The organism is Streptomyces chilikensis (assembly GCF_001642695.1).
Lineage (GTDB): Bacteria > Actinomycetota > Actinomycetes > Streptomycetales > Streptomycetaceae > Streptomyces > Streptomyces chilikensis.
Genome location: NZ_LWCC02000005.1, coordinates 1,419,806 through 1,439,487 on the forward strand (window position 1 = coordinate 1,419,806; position 19,682 = coordinate 1,439,487).

At 71.9% G+C, this 19,682-nt stretch carries 18 protein-coding genes and 1 pseudogene; 11 read left to right on the top strand and 8 right to left on the bottom strand.

Annotated features, from left to right (window positions below; translation table 11 throughout):
- The 3 genes from A2U95_RS06335 to A2U95_RS06345 all read left to right on the top strand — a co-directional run.
- On the top strand, positions 1 to 3,551 hold a 3,551-nt coding region (locus A2U95_RS06335; protein WP_240957217.1), incomplete at its 5' end, for a multifunctional oxoglutarate decarboxylase/oxoglutarate dehydrogenase thiamine pyrophosphate-binding subunit/dihydrolipoyllysine-residue succinyltransferase subunit.
- A gap of 140 nt (positions 3,552 to 3,691) precedes the next feature.
- Positions 3,692 to 3,871, top strand: coding sequence for a DUF6104 family protein (locus A2U95_RS06340; protein WP_166021233.1), 180 nt, complete (start codon positions 3,692 to 3,694; stop codon positions 3,869 to 3,871).
- A 112-nt stretch (positions 3,872 to 3,983) separates the two neighbouring features.
- Positions 3,984 to 4,769, top strand: a complete 786-nt coding sequence (locus A2U95_RS06345; RefSeq protein ID WP_166024872.1) for a sulfite exporter TauE/SafE family protein — start codon at positions 3,984 to 3,986, stop codon at positions 4,767 to 4,769.
- 275 nt (positions 4,770 to 5,044) lie between these two features.
- On the opposite strand, the gene A2U95_RS06350 is transcribed toward A2U95_RS06345, so the two are convergent.
- Positions 5,045 to 6,004: a hypothetical protein gene (locus A2U95_RS06350; RefSeq protein WP_166021234.1), complete on the bottom strand. Its 960-nt coding sequence runs from the start codon at positions 6,002 to 6,004 to the stop codon at positions 5,045 to 5,047.
- Positions 6,005 to 6,174: 170 nt separating this feature from the next.
- Here A2U95_RS06350 and A2U95_RS06355 point away from each other — a divergent pair, with 170 nt between their 5' ends.
- Both A2U95_RS06355 and A2U95_RS06360 read left to right on the top strand, forming a co-directional pair.
- On the top strand, positions 6,175 to 7,014 hold the full coding sequence (locus A2U95_RS06355; RefSeq protein WP_166021235.1) for a DUF4097 family beta strand repeat-containing protein: 840 nt from the start codon (positions 6,175 to 6,177) through the stop codon (positions 7,012 to 7,014).
- Between the two features lies 1 nt (position 7,015).
- On the top strand, positions 7,016 to 8,167 hold the full coding sequence (locus A2U95_RS06360; protein ID WP_166021236.1) for a PadR family transcriptional regulator: 1,152 nt from the start codon (positions 7,016 to 7,018) through the stop codon (positions 8,165 to 8,167).
- 174 nt (positions 8,168 to 8,341) lie between these two features.
- Here A2U95_RS06360 and A2U95_RS06365 read toward each other — a convergent pair whose 3' ends face one another.
- The 4 genes from A2U95_RS06365 to A2U95_RS06380 form a co-directional block, all read right to left on the bottom strand.
- Complete coding sequence (locus tag A2U95_RS06365; RefSeq protein ID WP_166021237.1) at positions 8,342 to 8,905, bottom strand: Clp protease N-terminal domain-containing protein; 564 nt, start codon at positions 8,903 to 8,905, stop codon at positions 8,342 to 8,344.
- Entirely contained in the window at positions 8,905 to 9,114 is a 210-nt protein-coding gene (locus tag A2U95_RS06370) for an HTH domain-containing protein (RefSeq protein WP_108954990.1), read from the bottom strand. Before A2U95_RS06370 ends, A2U95_RS06365 begins: the two co-directional genes overlap by 1 nt.
- A 168-nt stretch (positions 9,115 to 9,282) precedes the next feature.
- Positions 9,283 to 10,248 (bottom strand): zinc-binding dehydrogenase, encoded by a 966-nt coding sequence (locus A2U95_RS06375; protein ID WP_166021238.1) that lies wholly within the window; start codon positions 10,246 to 10,248, stop codon positions 9,283 to 9,285.
- 168 nt (positions 10,249 to 10,416) lie between these two features.
- Positions 10,417 to 11,631, bottom strand: a complete 1,215-nt coding sequence (locus A2U95_RS06380) for an NAD(P)-dependent malic enzyme (RefSeq protein ID WP_166021239.1) — start codon at positions 11,629 to 11,631, stop codon at positions 10,417 to 10,419.
- A 527-nt stretch (positions 11,632 to 12,158) separates the two neighbouring features.
- On the opposite strand from A2U95_RS06380, the gene A2U95_RS06385 reads away from it, so the two are divergent.
- From A2U95_RS06385 to A2U95_RS06395, 3 genes are read left to right on the top strand one after another with little or no spacing between them, the layout of a single operon-like run.
- Complete coding sequence (locus A2U95_RS06385; RefSeq protein ID WP_166021240.1) at positions 12,159 to 13,118, top strand: ABC transporter substrate-binding protein; 960 nt, start codon at positions 12,159 to 12,161, stop codon at positions 13,116 to 13,118.
- Between the two features lie 48 nt (positions 13,119 to 13,166).
- Positions 13,167 to 14,111, top strand: coding sequence for an amino acid ABC transporter permease (locus A2U95_RS06390; RefSeq protein ID WP_166021241.1), 945 nt, complete (start codon positions 13,167 to 13,169; stop codon positions 14,109 to 14,111).
- Positions 14,108 to 14,869, top strand: a complete 762-nt coding sequence (locus tag A2U95_RS06395) for an amino acid ABC transporter ATP-binding protein (RefSeq protein ID WP_166021242.1) — start codon at positions 14,108 to 14,110, stop codon at positions 14,867 to 14,869. The genes A2U95_RS06390 and A2U95_RS06395 overlap by 4 nt, the downstream gene beginning before the upstream one ends.
- A gap of 83 nt (positions 14,870 to 14,952) precedes the next feature.
- Here the strand turns inward: A2U95_RS06395 and A2U95_RS06400 are convergent.
- Positions 14,953 to 15,582: pseudogene (locus A2U95_RS06400) on the bottom strand (class I SAM-dependent methyltransferase); the annotation flags it as partial.
- Between the two features lie 98 nt (positions 15,583 to 15,680).
- Here A2U95_RS06400 and A2U95_RS06405 point away from each other — a divergent pair.
- Positions 15,681 to 16,310: a CGNR zinc finger domain-containing protein gene (locus tag A2U95_RS06405; protein ID WP_166021243.1), complete on the top strand. Its 630-nt coding sequence runs from the start codon at positions 15,681 to 15,683 to the stop codon at positions 16,308 to 16,310.
- Here A2U95_RS06405 and sodX read toward each other — a convergent pair.
- Positions 16,214 to 16,651, bottom strand: a complete 438-nt coding sequence (sodX, locus tag A2U95_RS06410; RefSeq protein ID WP_166021244.1) for a nickel-type superoxide dismutase maturation protease — start codon at positions 16,649 to 16,651, stop codon at positions 16,214 to 16,216. The genes A2U95_RS06405 and sodX overlap by 97 nt on opposite strands.
- A 145-nt stretch (positions 16,652 to 16,796) precedes the next feature.
- Between sodX and sodN the strand changes: the two genes are divergently transcribed.
- A complete protein-coding gene (gene sodN, locus A2U95_RS06415; protein WP_166021245.1) occupies positions 16,797 to 17,192 on the top strand; it encodes a superoxide dismutase, Ni in 396 nt (131 codons plus the stop codon).
- Positions 17,193 to 17,549: 357 nt separating this feature from the next.
- Here sodN and A2U95_RS06420 read toward each other — a convergent pair whose 3' ends face one another.
- Entirely contained in the window at positions 17,550 to 18,836 is a 1,287-nt protein-coding gene (locus A2U95_RS06420) for a glycosyltransferase family 39 protein (RefSeq protein WP_338104432.1), read from the bottom strand.
- Between the two features lie 621 nt (positions 18,837 to 19,457).
- On the opposite strand from A2U95_RS06420, the gene A2U95_RS06425 reads away from it, so the two are divergent.
- On the top strand, positions 19,458 to 19,682 hold a 225-nt coding region (locus A2U95_RS06425), incomplete at its 3' end, for a lactococcin 972 family bacteriocin (protein WP_166021246.1).

The following is a 19,682-nucleotide window of genomic DNA, read 5'->3' on the forward strand; positions in this document are numbered from 1 at the left end:
CGGCCGCGGCCCCGGCGCAGGCCGCCGCGCCCGCCGCCCCGCAGCAGGCCGCCGCTCCGGCCGCTCCCGCGAAGCCCGCCGCCCAGGCCGCCCCCGCGAAGCCCGCCGCCGCCCCGGCCTCCGTGCCGGCTCCGGCGAAGGCCCCCGCCAAGGCGAAGGCCGAGCCCAAGGCCGAGGAGAAGACGGGACCCGAGTACGTCACGCTCCGTGGCCCCGGCGCCGCCGTCGCGAAGAACATGAACGCCTCCCTGGAGCTGCCGACCGCCACCTCGGTCCGCGCCGTCCCGGTGAAGCTGCTGTTCGACAACCGCATCGTCATCAACAACCACCTCAAGCGCGCCCGCGGCGGGAAGATCTCCTTCACGCACCTCATCGGGTACGCGATGGTGCAGGCCGTCAAGGCCATGCCGTCGATGAACTACTCCTTCGCGGAGAAGGACGGCAAGCCGACGCTGGTCAAGCCGGAGCACGTCAACCTCGGCCTGGCCATCGACCTGGTGAAGCCCAACGGCGACCGCCAGCTCGTCGTCGCGGCCATCAAGAAGGCCGAGACCCTGAACTTCTTCGAGTTCTGGCAGGCCTACGAGGACATCGTCCGCCGCGCCCGCGACAACAAGCTGACGATGGACGACTTCACCGGCGTGACGGTCTCCCTGACCAACCCCGGCGGCATCGGCACCGTGCACTCCGTGCCGCGCCTGATGCCCGGCCAGTCGGTGATCATGGGCGTCGGCGCCATGGAGTACCCCGCCGAGTTCCAGGGCACCTCCCAGGACACCCTGAACAAGCTGGGCATCTCCAAGGTGATGACCCTCACCTCGACCTACGACCACCGCGTCATCCAGGGCGCCGCCTCCGGCGAGTTCCTGCGGATCGTGTCGAACCTGCTGCTCGGCGAGAACGGCTTCTACGACGAGATCTTCGAGGCGCTGCGGATCCCCTACGAGCCGGTCCGCTGGCTCAAGGACATCGACGCCTCGCACGACGACGACGTCACCAAGGCCGCCCGCGTCTTCGAGCTGATCCACTCCTACCGGGTCCGCGGCCACGTCATGGCCGACACCGACCCGCTGGAGTACCAGCAGCGCAAGCACCCCGACCTGGACATCACCGAGCACGGCCTCACCCTGTGGGACCTGGAGCGCGAGTTCGCCGTCGGCGGCTTCGCCGGCAAGTCGATGATGAAGCTGCGCGACATCCTCGGCGTGCTCCGCGACTCGTACTGCCGCACCACCGGCATCGAGTACATGCACATCCAGGACCCGAAGCAGCGCAAGTGGATCCAGGACCGCGTCGAGCGCCCGCACTCCAAGCCGGAGCGCGAGGAGCAGCTGCGGATCCTGCGCCGCCTGAACGCCGCCGAGGCCTTCGAGACGTTCCTGCAGACCAAGTACGTCGGCCAGAAGCGCTTCTCGCTGGAGGGCGGCGAGTCCGTCATCCCGCTGCTCGACGCGGTGATCGACTCGGCCGCCGAGTCCCGCCTGGACGAGGTCGTCATCGGCATGGCCCACCGCGGCCGCCTGAACGTCCTCGCCAACATCGTCGGCAAGTCCTACGCGCAGATCTTCCGCGAGTTCGAGGGCAACCTCGACCCGAAGTCGATGCACGGCTCCGGCGACGTGAAGTACCACCTGGGCGCCGAGGGCACCTTCACCGGCCTCGACGGCGAGCAGATCGCCGTCTCGCTGGTCGCCAACCCCTCGCACCTGGAGGCGGTGGACCCGGTCCTGGAGGGCGTCGCCCGCGCCAAGCAGGACATCATCAACAAGGGCGGCACGGACTTCACCGTCCTGCCGATCGCCATACACGGTGACGCGGCCTTCGCGGGCCAGGGCGTGGTGGCCGAGACCCTGAACATGTCGCAGCTGCGCGGCTACCGCACCGGCGGCACGGTCCACATCGTCATCAACAACCAGGTCGGCTTCACCGCGGCCCCCGAGTCCTCGCGTTCCTCCATGTACGCGACGGACGTGGCCCGCATGATCGAGGCCCCGATCTTCCACGTCAACGGCGACGACCCCGAGGCCGTCGTCCGCGTCGGCCGGCTCGCCTTCGAGTTCCGCCAGGCGTTCAACAAGGACGTGGTCATCGACCTCATCTGCTACCGCCGCCGCGGTCACAACGAGTCGGACAACCCGGCCTTCACCCAGCCGCTGATGTACGACCTGATCGACAAGAAGCGCTCGGTGCGCAAGCTGTACACCGAGTCCCTCATCGGTCGCGGCGACATCACGCTGGAAGAGGCCGAGCAGGCGCTGCAGGACTACCAGGGCCAGCTGGAGAAGGTCTTCACGGAGGTCCGCGAGGCCACCGCGCAGCCCGTCCCCTCCGAGGCCTACGACCCGCAGGCCGGCTTCCCGGTCCCGGTGACCACCGCGATCTCCGGCGAGGTCGTCAAGCGGATCGCCGAGTCCCAGGTCAACATCCCCGACCACATCACCGCGCACCCGCGTCTGCTGCCGCAGCTGCAGCGCCGTGCGGCGATGGTCGAGGACGGCACCATCGACTGGGGCATGGGCGAGACCCTCGCGATCGGCTCGCTGCTCCTCGAGGGCGTCCCGGTCCGCCTGGCGGGCCAGGACTCGCAGCGCGGCACCTTCGGCCAGCGTCACGCGGTCATCATCGACCGGGAGACCGGCGAGGAGTTCACGCCGCTGCTGTACCTGTCGGACGACCAGGCCCGCCTGAACGTCTACAACTCCCTGCTCTCCGAGTACGCGGCGATGGGCTTCGAGTACGGCTACTCGCTGGCCCGCCCCGAGGCCCTGGTCATGTGGGAGGCGCAGTTCGGCGACTTCGTCAACGGCGCGCAGACGGTCGTGGACGAGTTCATCTCCTCCGCCGAGCAGAAGTGGGGCCAGACCTCCGGCGTCACCCTGCTCCTGCCGCACGGCTACGAGGGCCAGGGCCCGGACCACTCGTCCGCCCGCCCGGAGCGCTTCCTGCAGCTGTGCGCGCAGAACAACATGACGGTCGCCATGCCGACCCTGCCGTCGAACTACTTCCACCTCCTGCGGTGGCAGGTGCACAACCCGCACCACAAGCCGCTGGTGGTCTTCACCCCGAAGTCGATGCTGCGCCTCAAGGCCGCCGCGTCGAAGGCGGAGGAGTTCACCACGGGCGGCTTCCGCCCGGTCATCGGCGACGAGTCGGTGGACCCGGCCGCGGTCCGCAAGGTCGTCTTCTGCGCCGGCAAGGTCTACTACGACCTCGACGCCGAGCGGAAGAAGCGCGGCGACACCGAGACGGCGATCATCCGCCTGGAGCGGCTGTACCCGCTGCCGGGCGAGGAGATCCAGGCCGAGCTCGCCAAGTTCCCGAACGCCCAGAAGTTCCTCTGGGTGCAGGAGGAGCCGGCGAACCAGGGCTTCTGGCCGTTCATCGCGCTGAACCTGATCGACCACCTCGACCTGAAGGTCGGCGCGGACGTCCCCGCCGCCGAGCGCCTGCGCCGCATCTCGCGTCCGCACGGCTCGTCGCCGGCCGTCGGCTCCGCGAAGCGGCACCAGGCCGAGCAGGAGCAGCTGGTCCGTGAGGTCTTCGAGGCGTAAGGCCCCGCAGTCCTCCTGGTGAGGGCCCGGTCCGGATCTCCCGGGCCGGGCCCTTACCCTTTGTCCGTACCGTCTTGTCCGACGGTCCCGTCCGACCGACCCGGCCGACCGTTGCGGCCGCACCGCAGGAGACACCCCCCATGTACTTCACCGACCGCGGGATCGAGGAGCTGGAGAGGCGACGCGGCGAGGAGGAGGTCACCTTCGAGTGGCTCGCCGAGCAGCTCCGCACCTTCGTCGACCTCAACCCCGACTTCGAGGTCCCGGTCGAGCGCCTCGCCACCTGGCTCGCCCGCCTCGACGACGAGGACGACGAGTAGCACCCCGGCCGCACCGCCCGGCCTTCCCGGACGCCGGGGACGCTCCGTACGCTTCGGGTGCTCCGTGCGTACGTCCGCGTCCGGCGGCGTTCCCGACGTCGAGGAGGCCGCGGTGACCTGGTCCACGGGGGCGCTCGGGTTCGTCGCCGGGCTCCTGGTGTCGGTGGCCGCCTCCCCGGCGGGGGTCTCCGGAGCGGTCTTCCTGCTGCCCGTGCAGATGAGCGTCCTGGGCGTCCCGAGCCCGGCGGTGACGCCGACGAACCTGCTGTACAACGTCGTGGCCGGCCCCGGCGCGCTGCTGCGCCACTGGCGCGCCGGGCGTCTGGCGGGGCCCCTGCCCCGCCGGCTGGTCGCCGGCACCGTGCCCGGCGTCGTCGCCGGCGCGGTGATCCGGGTCTTCGCCGTCCCGGGACCGCGTGTCTTCCGCCTGCTGATCGCCGCGCTGCTGCTGCCGCTCGGGCTGTGGCTGTGCGCCCGCACCGTGCGGCGGGCGTCGGCGGCCCGTGCCGCCCGCCCGCCGTCGCCCCGCGCGACGACCTCGCTCGCCCTGGCCGTCGGCGTGGCGGGGGGCGTCTACGGCATCGGGGGCGGCTCCCTGATCGGTCCGGTCCTCGTCGGCCGCGGCGTACCGGTGGCCACCGTCGCGCCCGCCGCGCTGGCCTCGACGTTCGTGACGTCCGTCGTCGGCGCGGCGACGTACGCGCTGCTCTCCCTGGCCGCCACGGGAGACGTCGCCCCCGACTGGGCGCTGGGCCTGGCCTGCGGGGCCGGAGGGCTGGTCGGCGGCTACCTCGGGGCCCGTCTCCAGCCGCTCCTGCCCGAGACCGCCCTCCGGCTCCTGCTGGGCCTCCTCGCCACGGGCATCGGCGCCCTCTACGCGGCCGCCACCCTGCGCTGACCTCCCCCGGCCCGAGCGGCCCGGGGTGGGCCCAGGACGGCACGGCGGCACGGGCCCGGGACGGCACGGCGCGGGCGGGGCACGGCATGGGCCTCGGGAGCGACAGCCCTCACGGTGGCCCGGCGTCCGGCGGCCGGGGAGGAGCCGCCCCCGCGGCGTCCGGTGGTCCGCCTCCCGCACGCCGGCCCGGCCACCGCGCCGGGAGGCGCACCTGCCCGCGGAGGCCGCCGGGGCGGTGAAAGCAGAGGACCGCCCCGCACGCGTCGCGCCCCGCCTCAGCCCGCTCTCCGGCGCAGCACCGCGTGGGCCACCCCCACCAGCCCGTTGGCGGCCAGCAGCGCCCCGGCGGCCACCACGCCCCCTCGTCCTCGCCGGGCCCCGGCCAGGGTGACCGGAAGGCCCGCCGCGAACTGGGCCGCCGCCAGCGCCACGGCACGGGGGCTCCCGCTCCACGGCATCCACACCGCCAGCCGCCCTCCCGCCGCGGCGTCGAACCGGGCCGGCACCGCCTCCCGCCATCCCGGCCGCTCCAGCCGCCGGGTCCCCGCCCGCTCCCGCAGCGCCTCGTACAGCGCCTCGGCGGCGGCACCCGGCTCCAGCCCCGCCGGGAGCGCGACCCCCGCCCGCGTCAGCACCGCCAGCAGACCCCGCAGCCGCGCCTGCGCGTCCGCCTCCGGGTCAGGGGCCCCCAGCCCCTCCAGCAGTTCCGCGTCCAGTACCGGGTCGAGCCCCAGCCGCCCCGCCAGGGCCAGTACCAGCGGCTCCCCCTCCTTCTCCCTCTCCCGGAACCCCCTCTCCCCCGCTCCCGGCGCCACCGCCTCACCGTGCGGAACCTCGTCGGCGGCCGCGGAACCCCCCGGCACGCCCGCCACCGTGCCGTCCGCGCGCCACCGGAGCCCGACGGCCCGGCGGAATCCCGACGTCAGCAGGAACCCGCCGCCCCCGGCGTCCCACCACAAACCCAGTACCGGCCACGGCGTCGCCACCGCCAGCGCGGCCGCCCACCTGCCGACGACCCTGCCCACGGAGGCTCCCTCCTCCGGCCGCGCCCACGGCCCCCGCTCCGGCACCAGCACGCTCCACCCGGCGCCCGCCCCGTTCAGCAGCATCCGCTCCCGCAGCAGCCGCGCCGCGGGCGCCACCGCCCGCGGCTCCGCCCCGCACAGCAGCAGCGCCCCCGCGACCTCACCGGGTCCGCCCGGTCCGCCCGGTCCGCCCGCACGTTCACTCACCATGATCGCCACGGTAGGCCGGTCCGACCGATTCTTCCCTCTTTGTTCGGCCGGCCGCCGACGCGGACCCGCGTCCCGCATCTCACCCGAAAGGGCGTATTGACTTCCCTCCACCGCGATATATCGTGTTCAGCAGAAGACGCGATACACCGCGTCCCGCCGAGGAGGTCCGCATGCCCGAGTGGTCGGTGACCGAGCCGCTCAAGCTCACGCTCGACGAACCCGTCAGCGCCCTGCACGTCCGCCTCGTCCGGGGCGCGGTGAACGTGGTCGGCACCGAGGAGGCCGCCGCGCGCCTGGAGGTGTCCGAGGTGGAGGGCGACCCCCTGCAGGTCACCCTGGAGGACGGCGTCCTCACGGTCGCCTACCGCGACCTGCCCTGGCAGAACTTCCGCAAGCTGCTGGACCGGGACTCCTGGCGCAGCAGCGCGGTGGTCACCCTCACGGTCCCCGCGGACACCGCCGTGCGGATCGGGTCGGTGGACGCGGCGGCCATGGTCTCCGGCGTCACCGGCCGCACCGACGTGCAGGGCGTCAACGGCGACACCACCCTCGTCGGCCTGGCCGGCCCGGTCTCGGCGTCCACCGTCACCGGCTCCGTGGAGGCCCAGGCCCTCTCCGGCGACATCCGCTTCCACTCCGTCGGCGGCGACCTGACTGTCATCGAGGGCACGAGCCGCTCCGTGCGCGCCGAGTCGGTGACGGGCTCGGTGATGATCGACCTGGGCCGCACCGGTCCCGCCGACCTCCAGCTCTCCAACGTCTCGGGCGAGATCGCCGTCCGCCTCCCCGAGCCCGCCGACGCCGAGGTCCACGCGGACACCGCCGCCGGCTCCATCTCCAACGCCTTCGAGGACCTGAGGGTGGGCGGCGTGCCCGGCACCCGCCGGGTCACCGGCCGCCTCGGCGCGGGCAGCGGCCGGATCCGGGCCACCACGGTCTCCGGTTCCATCGCCCTGCTCCGCCGGCCCGCCGCCCCGGACACCGACGCCCCTACCGAGAAGGTGCTCTGACATGCCTCCCGTCTTCGCCCACGGCCGTCTCCGCCTCTACCTCCTGAAGCTCCTCGACGAGGCGCCCCGTCACGGCTACGAGGTGATCCGCCTGCTGGAGGAGCGCTTCCAGGGCCTCTACGCCCCCTCCGCCGGCACGGTCTACCCGCGTCTGGCCAAGCTGGAGGCCGAGGGCCTGGTCACGCACACCACCGAGGGCGGCCGCAAGGTCTACTCGATCACCGAGGCCGGCCGCCGGGAGCTCGCGGATCGCAGCGCGGAGCTGGCCGATCTGGAGGTGGAGATCCGCGAGTCGGTGGCGGAACTGGCCGCCGAGATCCGCAGCGAGGTGCGCAGCGCGGCGGGCGACCTGCGCCGCGAGATGCGGGCCGCCGCCGGGCAGACCGGCCGGACCGGAGGCGCCCGTGGCGGGCGGGAGGGCGCCGCCGGCGCCAAGGGCCGGCCCTTCGGCCCCTTCGGCGAGGGCGGCGGTCTCGGCGACAAGGACGCCTGGCAGGCGGCCAAGGAGGAGATGCGTCGCGCCCGGCAGGAGTGGAAGGAACAGGCCCGCCGGGCCAAGGACGAGAGCCGCCGCGCCCGGGAGGAGGCCGAGCGGGCCCGCCTGCAGGCCCAGGAGGCGCAGCAGGAGGTCCAGCGGATCGCCCGCCGGGTGCAGGAGCAGGTCCAGGACCACTTCGCCCGGGGCGACTGGCCCACCGGGCTGCGGGAGGGCCTTTCGGAACTGACCAAGGAGTTCGGCCAGTTCGCCCAGTTCGGGGGCTTCGGTTCCTTCGGCAGGCCCGCGGCCGGCGATCGCGCCTCCGACGGGCGGCCCGCTTCGGACGCCGCCGGAAAGCCGGCGGCCGAGCCCGGTCCGGACTCCGCCGGGCCCGGTGCCTCCGCGTCCGCGGTTCCCGTGCCCGACGGGTCCGGTCCCGTCTTCGCTCCTGTGGCGGACGGTCTGGAGGTCGTCTACGAGCCCGAGTGGGCCCACGAGGCGGGCTCCGGCGACCCGCTCCGCGACCTGGAGCGCCTGCTGGACCGGCTGCGGGACGACGTCCGGGACGCCGCCCGGGACCGCGGGGTCACCACGGACCAGCTGACGGAGGTCCGCGGCCATCTGGCCGCCGCGGCGGCCCGCGTCTCCGCGGTACTCCGGGCGCCGCGGCCCTGAGCCCGGCAGGCCGCGCCGCCCGCCTCCGCCGTCCGGCGGCGACCGGACGCCCCCGCGCCGCCGTGACGGTGGCCGGACGGCTCCCCGCCACGGCGGAGGCGGAGGCCGCGCTCGGGCCGGGGCGGCCGCTCCGGCCGCTCCGGCCGCTCCGTCACGGCGCCGGCCGTCACCCGGTCAGCTCGCGGCGGCCTCTCCCCCGCCCCACAGGACCCGCTCCAGCGACTCGGCCGTCACCCCGTGTTCGGCGAGGACCCCGGAGGCGATCCCGGGGCGGCAGGCCAGGGCCAGCAGCAGGTGCTCGTCGCCGATGCGCCGCTCGCGGTGTGCGAGCGCGCCGCGCAGCGACTCCTCCAGGATGCCCTTGGCCCCCCGGGTGAAGGGCCGGTGGCCGGACCGCCTGCGGGTGCCGCCCCCGCGCCGGGCGAGTGCTCCGGCGCCGTGGACGGCCTCGACCCGGGAGACGATCTCGTCCAGGTCGATCCCCAGGCCGGACAGCGCCTCGGCGTCGGCCCCGGTGAGTCCGCCGCGGCGTCGCGCCGCGGCCAGCGACCCGGCCACGGCCTCCCGCCGTTCGGCGAGCCCCAGCGCCGCCAGGGCGAACGAGCCCCGGCTGCCGGTGCGGTCCAGCAGGGACAGCAGCAGGTGCCCCTCGTCCACCCGCTCCGCTCCGGACCGCTCCGCGTGCTCCACCGCGCCGGTGACCACGTCACGGGCGTCCTTGGTGAACCGTTCGAACATCACTGCCTCCCGTACTTCTTGTGCACGGCCTGCCTGCTCACGCCGAGCTCGGCGGCGATCTCCTGCCAGGACCAGCCCTGGTTGCGCGCGTTGCGCACCTGGACGGCCTCCAGTTGCTCCAGCAGCTTCCGCAGCGCGGTGACCGCGCGCAGCCCCACGCGGGGATCGCGGTCCCCGGCCCGCTCGGCGAGGTCCGTTGCTTCCGTCATGCCGTCAACCATGGTTGACAACACGGCTCATGTCAACCCCGGTTGACACGAGCCGTGGGAGAAGTCCGCGGGGGCGGGCCCGGTACGACGAAGACCTCCGGCACCCGGGGTGACAACACCCGGGTGCCGGAGGTCTGTGCGGTCGGACGGCCGCGCGCCGGGACGGCGTCAGTTCCCGGTCAGGACGATCTTGCCGAAGAGCTCGCCGGAGGCCATCCGCTCGAAGCCCTCCCGCGCGCGGTCCAGCGGCAGCACCTCGTCGATGACGGGCCGCACACCGGTGGCGGCGCAGAAGGAGAGCAGGTCCTCCAGCTCGTCCTTGGTGCCCATGGTGGAGCCGACCACCTTGAGCTCCAGGAAGAAGATCCGGGTCAGCTCGGCCTTCGACGGTGCGTCACCGCTGGTGGCGCCCGAGATGACCAGGGTGCCGCCGGGGCGCAGCGACTTCACCGAGTGGGACCAGGTGGCGGCGCCGACGGTCTCGATGACGGCGTCCACCCGCTGCGGCAGCCGGGCTCCGCTCTCCACCGCCTCGACGGCGCCCAGTTCGAGCGCCCGCTCGCGCTTGGCCTCGTCGCGGCTGGTGGCGAAGACCCTGAGACCGGCGGCCTTGCCGAGCACGATCGCGGCGGTGGCGACGCCGCCTCCGGCGCCCTGGACCAGCACCGAGTCGCCCGGGCGGACGCCGGCGTTGGTGAAGAGCATCCGGTAGGCGGTCAGCCAGGCGGTGGGGAGGCAGGCGGCCTCCTCGAAGGAGAGTTCCTTCGGCTTGGGCAGCACGTTCCAGGTCGGCACGGAGACCTGCTCGGCGAAGGTGCCCTGGTACCGCTCGGTGAGGATGGAGCGGGGCTCACGGGGGCCGACGCCGTGACCGGACTGCCCGATGACGGAGTGCAGGACGACCTCGTTGCCGTCCTCGTCGACGCCCGCGGCGTCGCAGCCGAGGATCATCGGCAGCTTGTCCTCGGCGAGACCGACGCCCTTGAGGGACCACAGGTCGTGGTGGTTGAGCGAGGCGGCCTTCACCTTGACGGTGCTCCAGCCGGGACGCGCCCCGGGCGCCGGGCGCTCCCCCAACTCGAGTCCGTTCAGCGGCTGGTCGCGGTCGATACGTGCGGCATAGGCGGCGAACATGACCTCGACCCTAGGTCGCGTCCGGGCCCCGCGGAACCGTCCGGCGCTGTGACGTGGCCGTCACGTCCCACGTGAAGGGCGCCACCGCGCCGCCGGGCACGACCCGGCCCCCGGCGCCGTGGGAGGGCGCCGGGGGCCGGGTCGTGCTCACGCGCTCGCGCCGCGCGGTCAGATCCGGGCCACGCCCTCGGCCCGCGCGGCCGCCGCCACGGCCGCGGTGACCGCCGGGGCGACCCGCTCGTCGAACGGCGAGGGGATGACGTAGTCCGCCGCCAGGTCGTCGCCGACCACGGCCGCCAGCGCCTCGGCGGCCGCCAGCTTCATGCCCTCGGTGATCCGGGAGGCCCGCACCTGGAGCGCGCCGGCGAAGATGCCGGGGAAGGCCAGCACGTTGTTGATCTGGTTGGGGAAGTCGGACCGGCCGGTCGCGACCACGGCCGCGTACTTGTGCGCGACCTCCGGGTGGACCTCCGGGTCCGGGTTGGCCATCGCGAACACGAACGCGTTCTCGGCCATGGAGGCGACCGCCCGCTCCGCGACGGTGCCGCCGGAGACGCCGATGAAGACGTCGGTGCCCGCCAGCGCCTCCTCCAGCGAGCCGCTGATCCCCGCCTTGTTCGTCATGGCGGCGATCTCGGCCTTGACCGGGGTGAGGTCGGTCCGGTCGCTGGAGACGACGCCCTTGCGGTCGGCGACGGCCACGTCGCCGATGCCCGCCTCCAGCAGCATCTTCGCGATGGCGATACCCGCGGCGCCCGCGCCGGAGATCACCGCGCGCAGCTGGCCCAGGGTCCGGCCGGTGAGCCGCGCCGCGTTGCGCATGGCGGCCAGGGTGACGATGGCGGTGCCGTGCTGGTCGTCGTGGAAGACCGGGATGTCGAGGCGCTCCCGCAGCCGGTTCTCGATCTCGAAGCAGCGGGGCGCCGAGATGTCCTCCAGGTTGATGCCGCCGAAGGACGGAGCGAGCCGGGCGACGGTCTCGACGATCTCGTCGACGCCGGTGCAGTCCAGGGCGATCGGGACGGCGTCGACGCCGCCGAACTGCTTGAACAGGATGGCCTTGCCCTCCATCACGGGGAGGGACGCCTCGGGCCCGATGTCGCCGAGGCCCAGGACCGCGGTCCCGTCGGTGACCACGGCGACGACCGAGGACTTCCAGGTGTACTCGTTGACCAGCTCGGGCTGCTCGGCGATGGCGCTGCACACCCGGGCGACGCCCGGCGTGTAGGCGAGGGACAGGTCGTCCTTGTCCCGGACCGGCACGGTGGCCTGCACGGCCATCTTGCCGCCCCGGTGGAGGGCGAAGGCCGGGTCGATCGAGTCCAGGGAGTCCTGGGCGTCGATGGTGTGGTCGGTGCGAGGATTGACGATCTCCGCTGACACGTGTCGTACCCCTTAAGGCTTCTTGGTTGAGGGTGACCGCTCCGGGTGAGGAGCGGGCGGGCACCGCGCACGGCCATGGAGGGATGCCATGACCGGCCGTACGCGACGGGCGCGCCGCACACGCGCCCTGAGCACCCGGTGTGGGGTGTAAAGAACTTTCTTACCGGACGACGCTGCCGAGGACGAGTCCATACCGGGAAGCTGACACGTCAGTGACATGACTCATGCCCGGAAAGATGGACAAGTCACCGCAGTCCGGTCCCGGCCACCCGGAGTCAGGCATTCAGCTGTCCGCATTCCGAGACGGGCGGGAGATTTTTCGGCCGGTATCGGAAATGACCGGAGAAGTGACGCCCCCCACCAGGCCGTTCTGGGCCTTTCGGGCGTGTCCGTTATGCGATTTTGACCTGAGCGATCACTCGAACGAGTGAGTCCGAATGGCAAGATGCGGTCATTGCCCCGCGCGACACCCAAAGCCGTGTGCTCGCGTCCTCGGTCGCTCCACCCACCCGTCGGAGGATCCCACCATGACCGCACGCTCCACCCGTCGTCCGTCCGCCGCGCCGTTCAGGCCCGCCGCGATCGGTGCGATCGCGGTCGCCGGCGCCCTGCTGCTGACCGCCTGCGGCGACCAGACCGAGAGCGCCGCCCCGGCGAGCGAGAAGTCCTCCACGTCCGAGGCCCCCCTCTTCGACAAGCTCCCCGAGGAGATCCAGAAGAAGGGCAAGATCGAGGTCGGCACCAACGCCGAGTACGCCCCGATGGAGTTCATGGACGGCGGCAAGATCGTCGGTGTCGACCCCGACCTGGCCGAGGCCCTGAGCAAGCAGCTCGGCGTCGAGTTCGAGTTCACCTCCGGCTCCTTCGACGGCCTGATCACCTCGGTCAACTCCGGCCGCTACGACATCGCCATGTCCTCCATCACGGACAACAAGGCCCGCCAGGAGGGCCTGGACGACAAGGGCAAGAAGCTCGGCGACGGCGTCGACTTCGTGGACTACTTCGTCGCCGGCACCGCGATCTACGTCAAGAAGGGCAACCCGAAGGGCGTCGAGTCCCTCGAGGACCTGTGCGGCAAGAAGGCGGCCGTGCAGCGCGGCACCACCTACGAGGACGCGCTGAAGAAGCAGTCCAAGAAGTGCAAGGACGACGGCAAGAAGGCCATCGACATCGAGTCGTTCGAGAACGACACCGAGGCCCAGACCCGCGTGAAGTCCGGTGGCGCCGCGGCCGGCGTCAACGACTACCCGGTCGCCCTGGAGCTGGTCCGCAAGGCCGGCAACGGCGAGACCTTCGAGATCGTCGGCGAGCAGTACGACGCCGGCCCGTTCGGCATCGCCGTCGACAAGGACAACACCCAGCTGCGCGACGCCCTCAAGGAGGCCGTGGACGCGATCATCGCGGACGGCTCCTACAAGAAGGTCCTCGAGAAGTGGGGCGCCGAGACCGGCGCGATCGACGCCGCCGCCATCAACAGCGGCAAGTAGTCACGGCTGGGAACGCGCAGGCACAGGCTCCACCGAAGGGCAGTCACCATGACTGACAATCCCATGAAGAAGGACACGGCACCCGCGGCCGTGCCGGTCTCGCAGAGTCCGGAAACGATCAAGGCCATTCCGGTCAGGCACTACGGCCGGTGGGTCGGCGGCGTCGTCGTGGTGGCCCTGCTCGCGGGGCTGGTCTACGCCTTCTCGCAGGGCGACATCAACTGGCAGGCGATCCCGCAGACGATCCTCGACCCGAGCGTGGTCACGGGCGCCGGGGCGACCCTGCTGATCAGCGTCCTCGCCATGGTCATGGGCGTGCTGCTGGGCGTCGTGCTGGCCGTGATGCGGATGTCCAAGAACCCCGTGGTCAACGGGGTGGCCTGGCTGTACATCTGGTTCTTCCGCGGCACGCCGGTCTACGTCCAGCTGCTGATGTGGTTCAACCTCGGCCTGATCTTCGAGTACCTGAACCTCGGTCCGTTCTACAAGGACGAGATGACGGACGTCATGACCCCGTTCATGTGCGCCCTGCTCGGTCTGGGGCTGAACGAGGCGGCGTACATGGCGGAGATCTGCCGGGCCGGCCTGCTGTCGGTGGACGAGGGCCAGACCGAGGCGGCCCACGCCCTGGGCATGAGCCACGGCAGGACCCTCCGGCGGATCGTGATCCCGCAGGCCATGCGGGTCATCGTGCCGCCGACCGGCAACGAGTTCATCAACATGCTGAAGACCTCGTCGCTGGCGTACGCGGTCACGTACACCGAGCTGCTGCGCGCCACCTCGTCGATCGGCTCGACCAGTTACGCGGTGATGGAGATGCTCTTCGTCGCCTCCCTCTGGTACCTGACCCTGACCAGCGTCTTCAGCGTCTTCCAGTACTACCTGGAGCGCCACTACGCGAAGGGTTCCACCCGGAACCTGCCGCCGACGGTGTTCCAGAAGATCAAGGCGAACTTCTCCGGGAGCGCCAGGAACGGGGGTGTCTCGGTATGACCGCCATGGTGAAGTCCGAGGGCGTCCACAAGTCCTACGGCCACGTCGAGGTCCTCAAGGGCATCGACCTGGAGGTGCGGAAGGGCGAGGTCTTCTGCCTGATCGGCCCCTCCGGTTCCGGCAAGTCGACCTTCCTGCGGTGCATCAACCACCTCGAGAAGATCAACGCCGGCCGGCTGTACGTCGACGGCGAACTCGTCGGCTACCGCCAGAAGGGCGACAAGCTCTACGAGCTCAAGGACAGCGAGGTCGCCCTCCAGCGCCGGGACATCGGCATGGTCTTCCAGCGCTTCAACCTCTTCCCGCACATGACCGCGGCGGAGAACGTGATGGAGGCGCCGATCCAGGTCAAGGGCGTCAGCAAGGCGGCCGCCAGGGAGCGGGCGCACCACCTGCTGGAGCGCGTGGGCCTGGGCGACAAGGCCGGGAACTACCCCGCGCAGCTCTCCGGCGGCCAGCAGCAGCGGGTGGCGATCGCCCGCGCGCTGGCCATGGACCCCAAGCTGATGCTCTTCGACGAGCCGACCTCCGCGCTCGACCCCGAGCTGGTCGGCGACGTCCTGGACGTCATGCGGGACCTGGCCGAGTCCGGCATGACGATGGTGGTCGTCACCCACGAGATGGGCTTCGCCCGCGAGGTGGGCGACAACCTGGTCTTCATGGACGGCGGCGTGGTCGTGGAGTCCGGCGACCCGCGCGAGGTGCTGAACAACCCGCGGCACGAGCGGACGCAGTCCTTCCTCTCGAAGGTGCTGTGACCGCGCCCGGCACGGGCGGGAACCGCTGAAGGGGCGGTACGGGTCAAACCCGTACCGCCCCTTCGCCGTGGGTCCGGCTCCTGCCTGAGGGCGAGCGGCAGCGTGTCCGAGGGGAGCACCGGACCGGGCGGGCCCCGTCGAAGCCCTTCCCGCGCAGCACCCGGGCGTGCCACCGGGCGTCCGGCACGTCGCCGTCGGCGTGCTCGCCGAAGATCTTGAACCGGCGGGCTGCCGGTCCGGCGAGCACCGGGTCCCGGGCGGCGAGCCGCCGCCACCCGGCCCGGTCGGTCGCGCCGGCTCCTCGGCCCCGTCCGTCCGCGCGTGCCGCAGCGCCCGTTCGGCGGCGTTGATCCGCGGGGTGTCGCGGTCGGTCATGCGGTCGGCGTTCATGAAGACGCCGCCCTCACGGACCAGCCCGGCGATCCGGCCGTGGAGCGCCGCCAGGGGCCCTCGTGGAGCCGGTGCAGGGCGGTGGGCGGTCAGGACGGCGCGTACGACGCGTACGGCAGCACGGAGGGCCGGTGGGGGTCCCTGAGGCCGGCGGTGACGAGGGAGACCCCTTCGTCGCCCTCGAACGCGCCCCGGGCGATGGTGAGCGGCGCCGGGTCCAGGTCGACGCCGGTGCTGACGGCGTCGGGGAACCGGGCGAGCCGCCGGGCCGTGATACTTCCCGTGCCGCAGGCGAGGTCCAGCACCCGCGGCGCGCGCCCGACCCCTCCGCCGCCGCGCCGTGTGTAATACCCTGTTACCACGATCAGCCATTACCGACCGACCGCATCAGAACCCCAGAGCCCCTGCATAAGGACTACAAGTGGAACTGGCCTATTACTCGGATTACGCCGTCCGTCTGGTCAACAGCGAGGAACCGGGCCGGGGCAAGGACGAGCTGACGTCGGTGGACGCCGTGCGGGATCTGTTCGGCGCCAACCGTTCCGCGGCCCGGCGCGCCACCGACGCGGACGTCACCCGGCTCAGGTCGGTGCGCGGGCGGCTGCGGTCGGTCTTCGAGGCGGCGCACGCGGGGGACGAGACGCTGGCGGTGGACCTGCTGAACTCGCTGCTGCTGGAGTTCCCGGTGAGCCCTCAGATCTCCGGCCACGACCACCGCGACGACGACGGCCGCCCGCTGTGGCACCTGCACCTGGCCGACCACCCGTCCAACGCGACGGCCGGGTACGCGGCGATCGCCGCCATGGGGCTGGCCTTCCACCTCACCGAGTACGGGGTGAACCGGCTGGGCCTGTGCGAGGCGGCGCCGTGCCGCAACGCCTACCTGGACACCTCCACCAACCGCTCGCGGCGCTACTGCTCCGACCGGTGCGCGACGAGGGCCAACGTCGCCGCCTACCGGGCCCGCAAGCGCCTGGAGGCCGACCGGTCGGCGAGCACCGGCCTCACCGCCGACAGCGCCCAGCCCAGCCGCGAGGGCAGCGAGCGCTGATCGGGCCGGCGCGGCCGCACCCTCAGCAGCACCCGGGCCAGCACCAGCTCCGGCGGGACCACGCCGTAGTCGGTGCTGTCCCCGCCCGCGAAGGCGTTGTCGCCCAGCACCCACCAGCCGCCGTCCCTGCGCTCCGCGGCCCGCTTCACCACCAGCAGGTCCTGCTGGAACGGATGGCGCAGCACCACCACGTCGCCGGGCCGCACCCGCGCCCCGTAGCGCACCAGCAGGCGGTCCCCGTGGTGCAGCGTCGGCACCATCGAGGGCCCGGTGACCTCGGCGAGCCCGAGGGGCAGCAGGGCCCGCTCCCGCTCGCTGTCCTGCGGCGACAGTTCCGTCATGCCCGGTACCTCCTCGGTCGGCTCCTACGACAGTCCCATGTCCGCCCCGTACTTTTGCCGTACGCCCATGGGGGCACCCGCGATTTCCCGGGCCCCACGGAGTAATGTCCCACCTGAGAAGACGATCACGAGGAAGGATTGCTTCATGCTTTCCCGCCTGTTTGCCCGTAGCGTGAAGGTCAGCGCCCACTGCGACCTGCCCTGCGGTGTGTACGACCCGGCCCAGGCCCGCATCGAGGCCGAGTCGGTCAAGGCCACGCAGGAGAAGATGCAGGCCAACGACGACCCGCACTTCCAGACGCGCGCCACCATCATCAAGGAGCAGCGCGCCGAGCTGGCCAAGCACCACGTCTCGGTGCTGTGGAGCGACTACTTCAAGGCTCCGCACTTCGAGAAGTACCCGCAGCTGCACCAGCTGGTCAACGACACCCTGAAGGCCCTCTCGGCCGCCAAGGCGTCGACCGACCCGGCGACCGGCCAGAAGGCCCTGGACCTGATCGCCGAGATCGACAAGATCTTCTGGGAGACCAAGAAGGCCTGATCTCGGATCATTCCGCACGACCCGCGGTTCCTTCGACCGCACGGCCGTCCGGTCCGCACCCGGTCCGCAGTCCGCCGAACACGGCGTTCCGACGGGCCGGGTGCGAGTCCTTCTCCCGGGGCACGGGCACGCACCGGATCCGTGAAGAGGGCCGTGCCGGCGGACGGGGACCCAGGACGAGTCGCACCCGCTCGGGCCTTCGCCACCCGCGGTGTGCCCCGACCACGGCTTTCCCCCACGGGCGGCGGCGACCACGGCACCGACGCCGGCTGCCGGATCGAGGCGCCCGGCAGGAACCCGGCAGCGCCGGGCATCCCGCTTCGTCCGCCCGCCCCGGCGAACGCGCGCCCTCATCGCTCACGGCCCCGGTGACAGCCGCTCGTACACCGTCACGCGACGGCCTCGGGTCTGTTCATCGGCCACCGGAGTGAAGTGCTCCCGCAGGACCGAGTTCTTCATCCTGTCGCGTGCCGAAACAGCCGGCCTGGCGGCCTCCGGCGCGTCCGTGACGAGGATGACGCGCTGCTCCGCGAGAAGTCCCTCCCGTATGCGCACCGCGCTCGCCTCGACACCCTTCAACGTGCCCGAGCGCAGTGGGCTCTCGACGAGAGCTATGTCGTGCAGCCCGGTGAACGCCTCGGGGGAGACCATCCGGGTGTCCCGGCGGGCCGCGGGAACGAAGAGGACGGCATCTCCGGTCCTCTTGAGACGTTCGACCTGGGCCGCCGCCGACAGGACGTCGTCCACGCGGCTGTCCGGGGACCGCTTGGCCAGTGACTGCGGAAGAAGGGCGATCGACGAGACGAGGACCGCCGCGGGCAGGAACCACCGCGACGCGCTCGCCGACCACCGGGAAACCGCCCGCGCTCCGGCATCGAGGATCACCCCGATCATGAGCGCCAGCCCGGCCATGCTGAACAAGACGTACCGGTCCACGAACAGCGGCTTGACCAGGGAGAGCCCGATCAGGCCGAGTTGCGGAACCGCCAGCAGCGGCAGTCCCACGGTCGCCGCCGACAGCCTTCCGGGGCGCGGCCCGTCGAGGAGGGCGCCGAGGCCGGCGATCGCCAGCAGCACCGCCGGGCCGATCAGCATGTGCCAGGTCAGCGGCGGGATCCAGGACACCTGGGCGGACTGTCCGAGGCTGAACCAGATCAGCGGCGACACGCCTGCCGTGGCGACCGCGGAGGCCACTGCCCAACAGGCGTGGACGCGGGGGGCGGCACGCGCCCAGATCAGAGTCGCCAGGTGCGCCGGAAGGATCAGCAGCGAAAGCCAGTTCAACATCGCGCAGCAGAGGACGACGAGGCTGTAGGCACCCCAGTACGTTTTCCGGTTGCGCCCCTGGAGCACGGCGACGAGCAACAGCGTGGAGAGCCCGGCCCCGCCCGCCACCAAGGCGTACGGCCGCCCCTCCTGGAGGTAGAACTGCACGGACGGGAGCAGCCCGAACGCGATTCCGCCTCCGAGCCCCACGGCGTTCCCGGCCAGCCGTCCGCCGAGAGCCGCCACGCACGCCGCCCCCACCGCGACGGCCAGAACCGAGGGAAGCCGCAGCACGGTGGTCGAAGGGCCGAAGAGCTCGAACAGCCCGTGCATGAACAGGTAGTAGAGCCCGTGCACCACGTCGACGTGTTCCAGCATGCGCAGTATCTCGTCGGCGGGACGTAAGGCGACCTGCCACGTGGCGGCTTCGTCACGCCAGACACTGTGCCGGCGTGACAGCCCCCACAGCCCCAGCGGGAGGGTCCAAAGAAAAGGAATCAGCCACACGTGAAAAGAACACGACGGACCGGCAGTCGTTTTTTCGGTAATCGTCGCCCCCCGAACAGTTGATTTTGAGCCACCGAACACGGCGCGCGGATCGGCGTGATTCCGCCGGTGACGCGCTCACCGCACGAATCGCCACTTTACCCGGGAGGCCCACCCGCCGGTCCGCCCGGGGCACGCAGCTCGCGCTTTCCGCTCCTTCCCGCCCGAGGTGCGGTGACTTCGAGCCAACAAACCATGCCGAATCCGCAGATGCGGCAATGCCCGGCAAGCCGCAGGCGCACAGGAAAACGGAATCACTTGTTCCATTCCGGCCGGAACGCTGGGAACATTCCACGGGAAACGACTCCATACCTCAGCGCGGCCACCCCGTCCAGGAACACCGAAAAGCAGCCACGTGATCCGCACCACCCCGATTATCCGGTTGACGCACCGATCACCACTCGGAAAGATCTCTCCCCGTCCGAGTTCGACCGGCAGAAAAAGGGAACGCACATGCAGAAGAGAAATGTGATAAAGACGGCTCTCGCGTCCACCGCTCTCCTCCTGGGCGCGGCTGCTCCGGCGATGGCCATCACCGTGGATGTCGGCGGTGGCAAGTGGACTTACGACCAGGGCGCCAACAGTGCGTGGTCGAACTACTACCATTCGCAGAACAGGCACGCGTCCTCGGTGAAGATCGGTGCGAACATCTTCCGGAGCGGCTGCACCTCGGCCGGC

What these genes read in the sequence shown, in the direction of transcription:
- A2U95_RS06340 (WP_166021233.1), top strand. Translation starts at nt 3,692, where the DNA reads ATGTACTTCACCGACCGCGGGATCGAGGAGCTGGAGAGGCGACGCGGC.
- A2U95_RS06350 (WP_166021234.1), bottom strand. Translation starts at nt 6,004, where the DNA reads ATGGTGAGTGAACGTGCGGGCGGACCGGGCGGACCGGGCGGACCCGGT.
- A2U95_RS06355 (WP_166021235.1), top strand. Translation starts at nt 6,175, where the DNA reads ATGCCCGAGTGGTCGGTGACCGAGCCGCTCAAGCTCACGCTCGACGAA.
- A2U95_RS06360 (WP_166021236.1), top strand. Translation starts at nt 7,016, where the DNA reads ATGCCTCCCGTCTTCGCCCACGGCCGTCTCCGCCTCTACCTCCTGAAG.
- A2U95_RS06365 (WP_166021237.1), bottom strand. Translation starts at nt 8,905, where the DNA reads ATGTTCGAACGGTTCACCAAGGACGCCCGTGACGTGGTCACCGGCGCG.
- A2U95_RS06370 (WP_108954990.1), bottom strand. Translation starts at nt 9,114, where the DNA reads ATGACGGAAGCAACGGACCTCGCCGAGCGGGCCGGGGACCGCGATCCC.
- A2U95_RS06375 (WP_166021238.1), bottom strand. Translation starts at nt 10,248, where the DNA reads ATGTTCGCCGCCTATGCCGCACGTATCGACCGCGACCAGCCGCTGAAC.
- A2U95_RS06385 (WP_166021240.1), top strand. Translation starts at nt 12,159, where the DNA reads ATGACCGCACGCTCCACCCGTCGTCCGTCCGCCGCGCCGTTCAGGCCC.
- A2U95_RS06390 (WP_166021241.1), top strand. Translation starts at nt 13,167, where the DNA reads ATGACTGACAATCCCATGAAGAAGGACACGGCACCCGCGGCCGTGCCG.
- A2U95_RS06395 (WP_166021242.1), top strand. Translation starts at nt 14,108, where the DNA reads ATGACCGCCATGGTGAAGTCCGAGGGCGTCCACAAGTCCTACGGCCAC.
- sodX (WP_166021244.1), bottom strand. Translation starts at nt 16,651, where the DNA reads ATGACGGAACTGTCGCCGCAGGACAGCGAGCGGGAGCGGGCCCTGCTG.
- sodN (WP_166021245.1), top strand. Translation starts at nt 16,797, where the DNA reads ATGCTTTCCCGCCTGTTTGCCCGTAGCGTGAAGGTCAGCGCCCACTGC.
- A2U95_RS06420 (WP_338104432.1), bottom strand. Translation starts at nt 18,836, where the DNA reads ATGCTGGAACACGTCGACGTGGTGCACGGGCTCTACTACCTGTTCATG.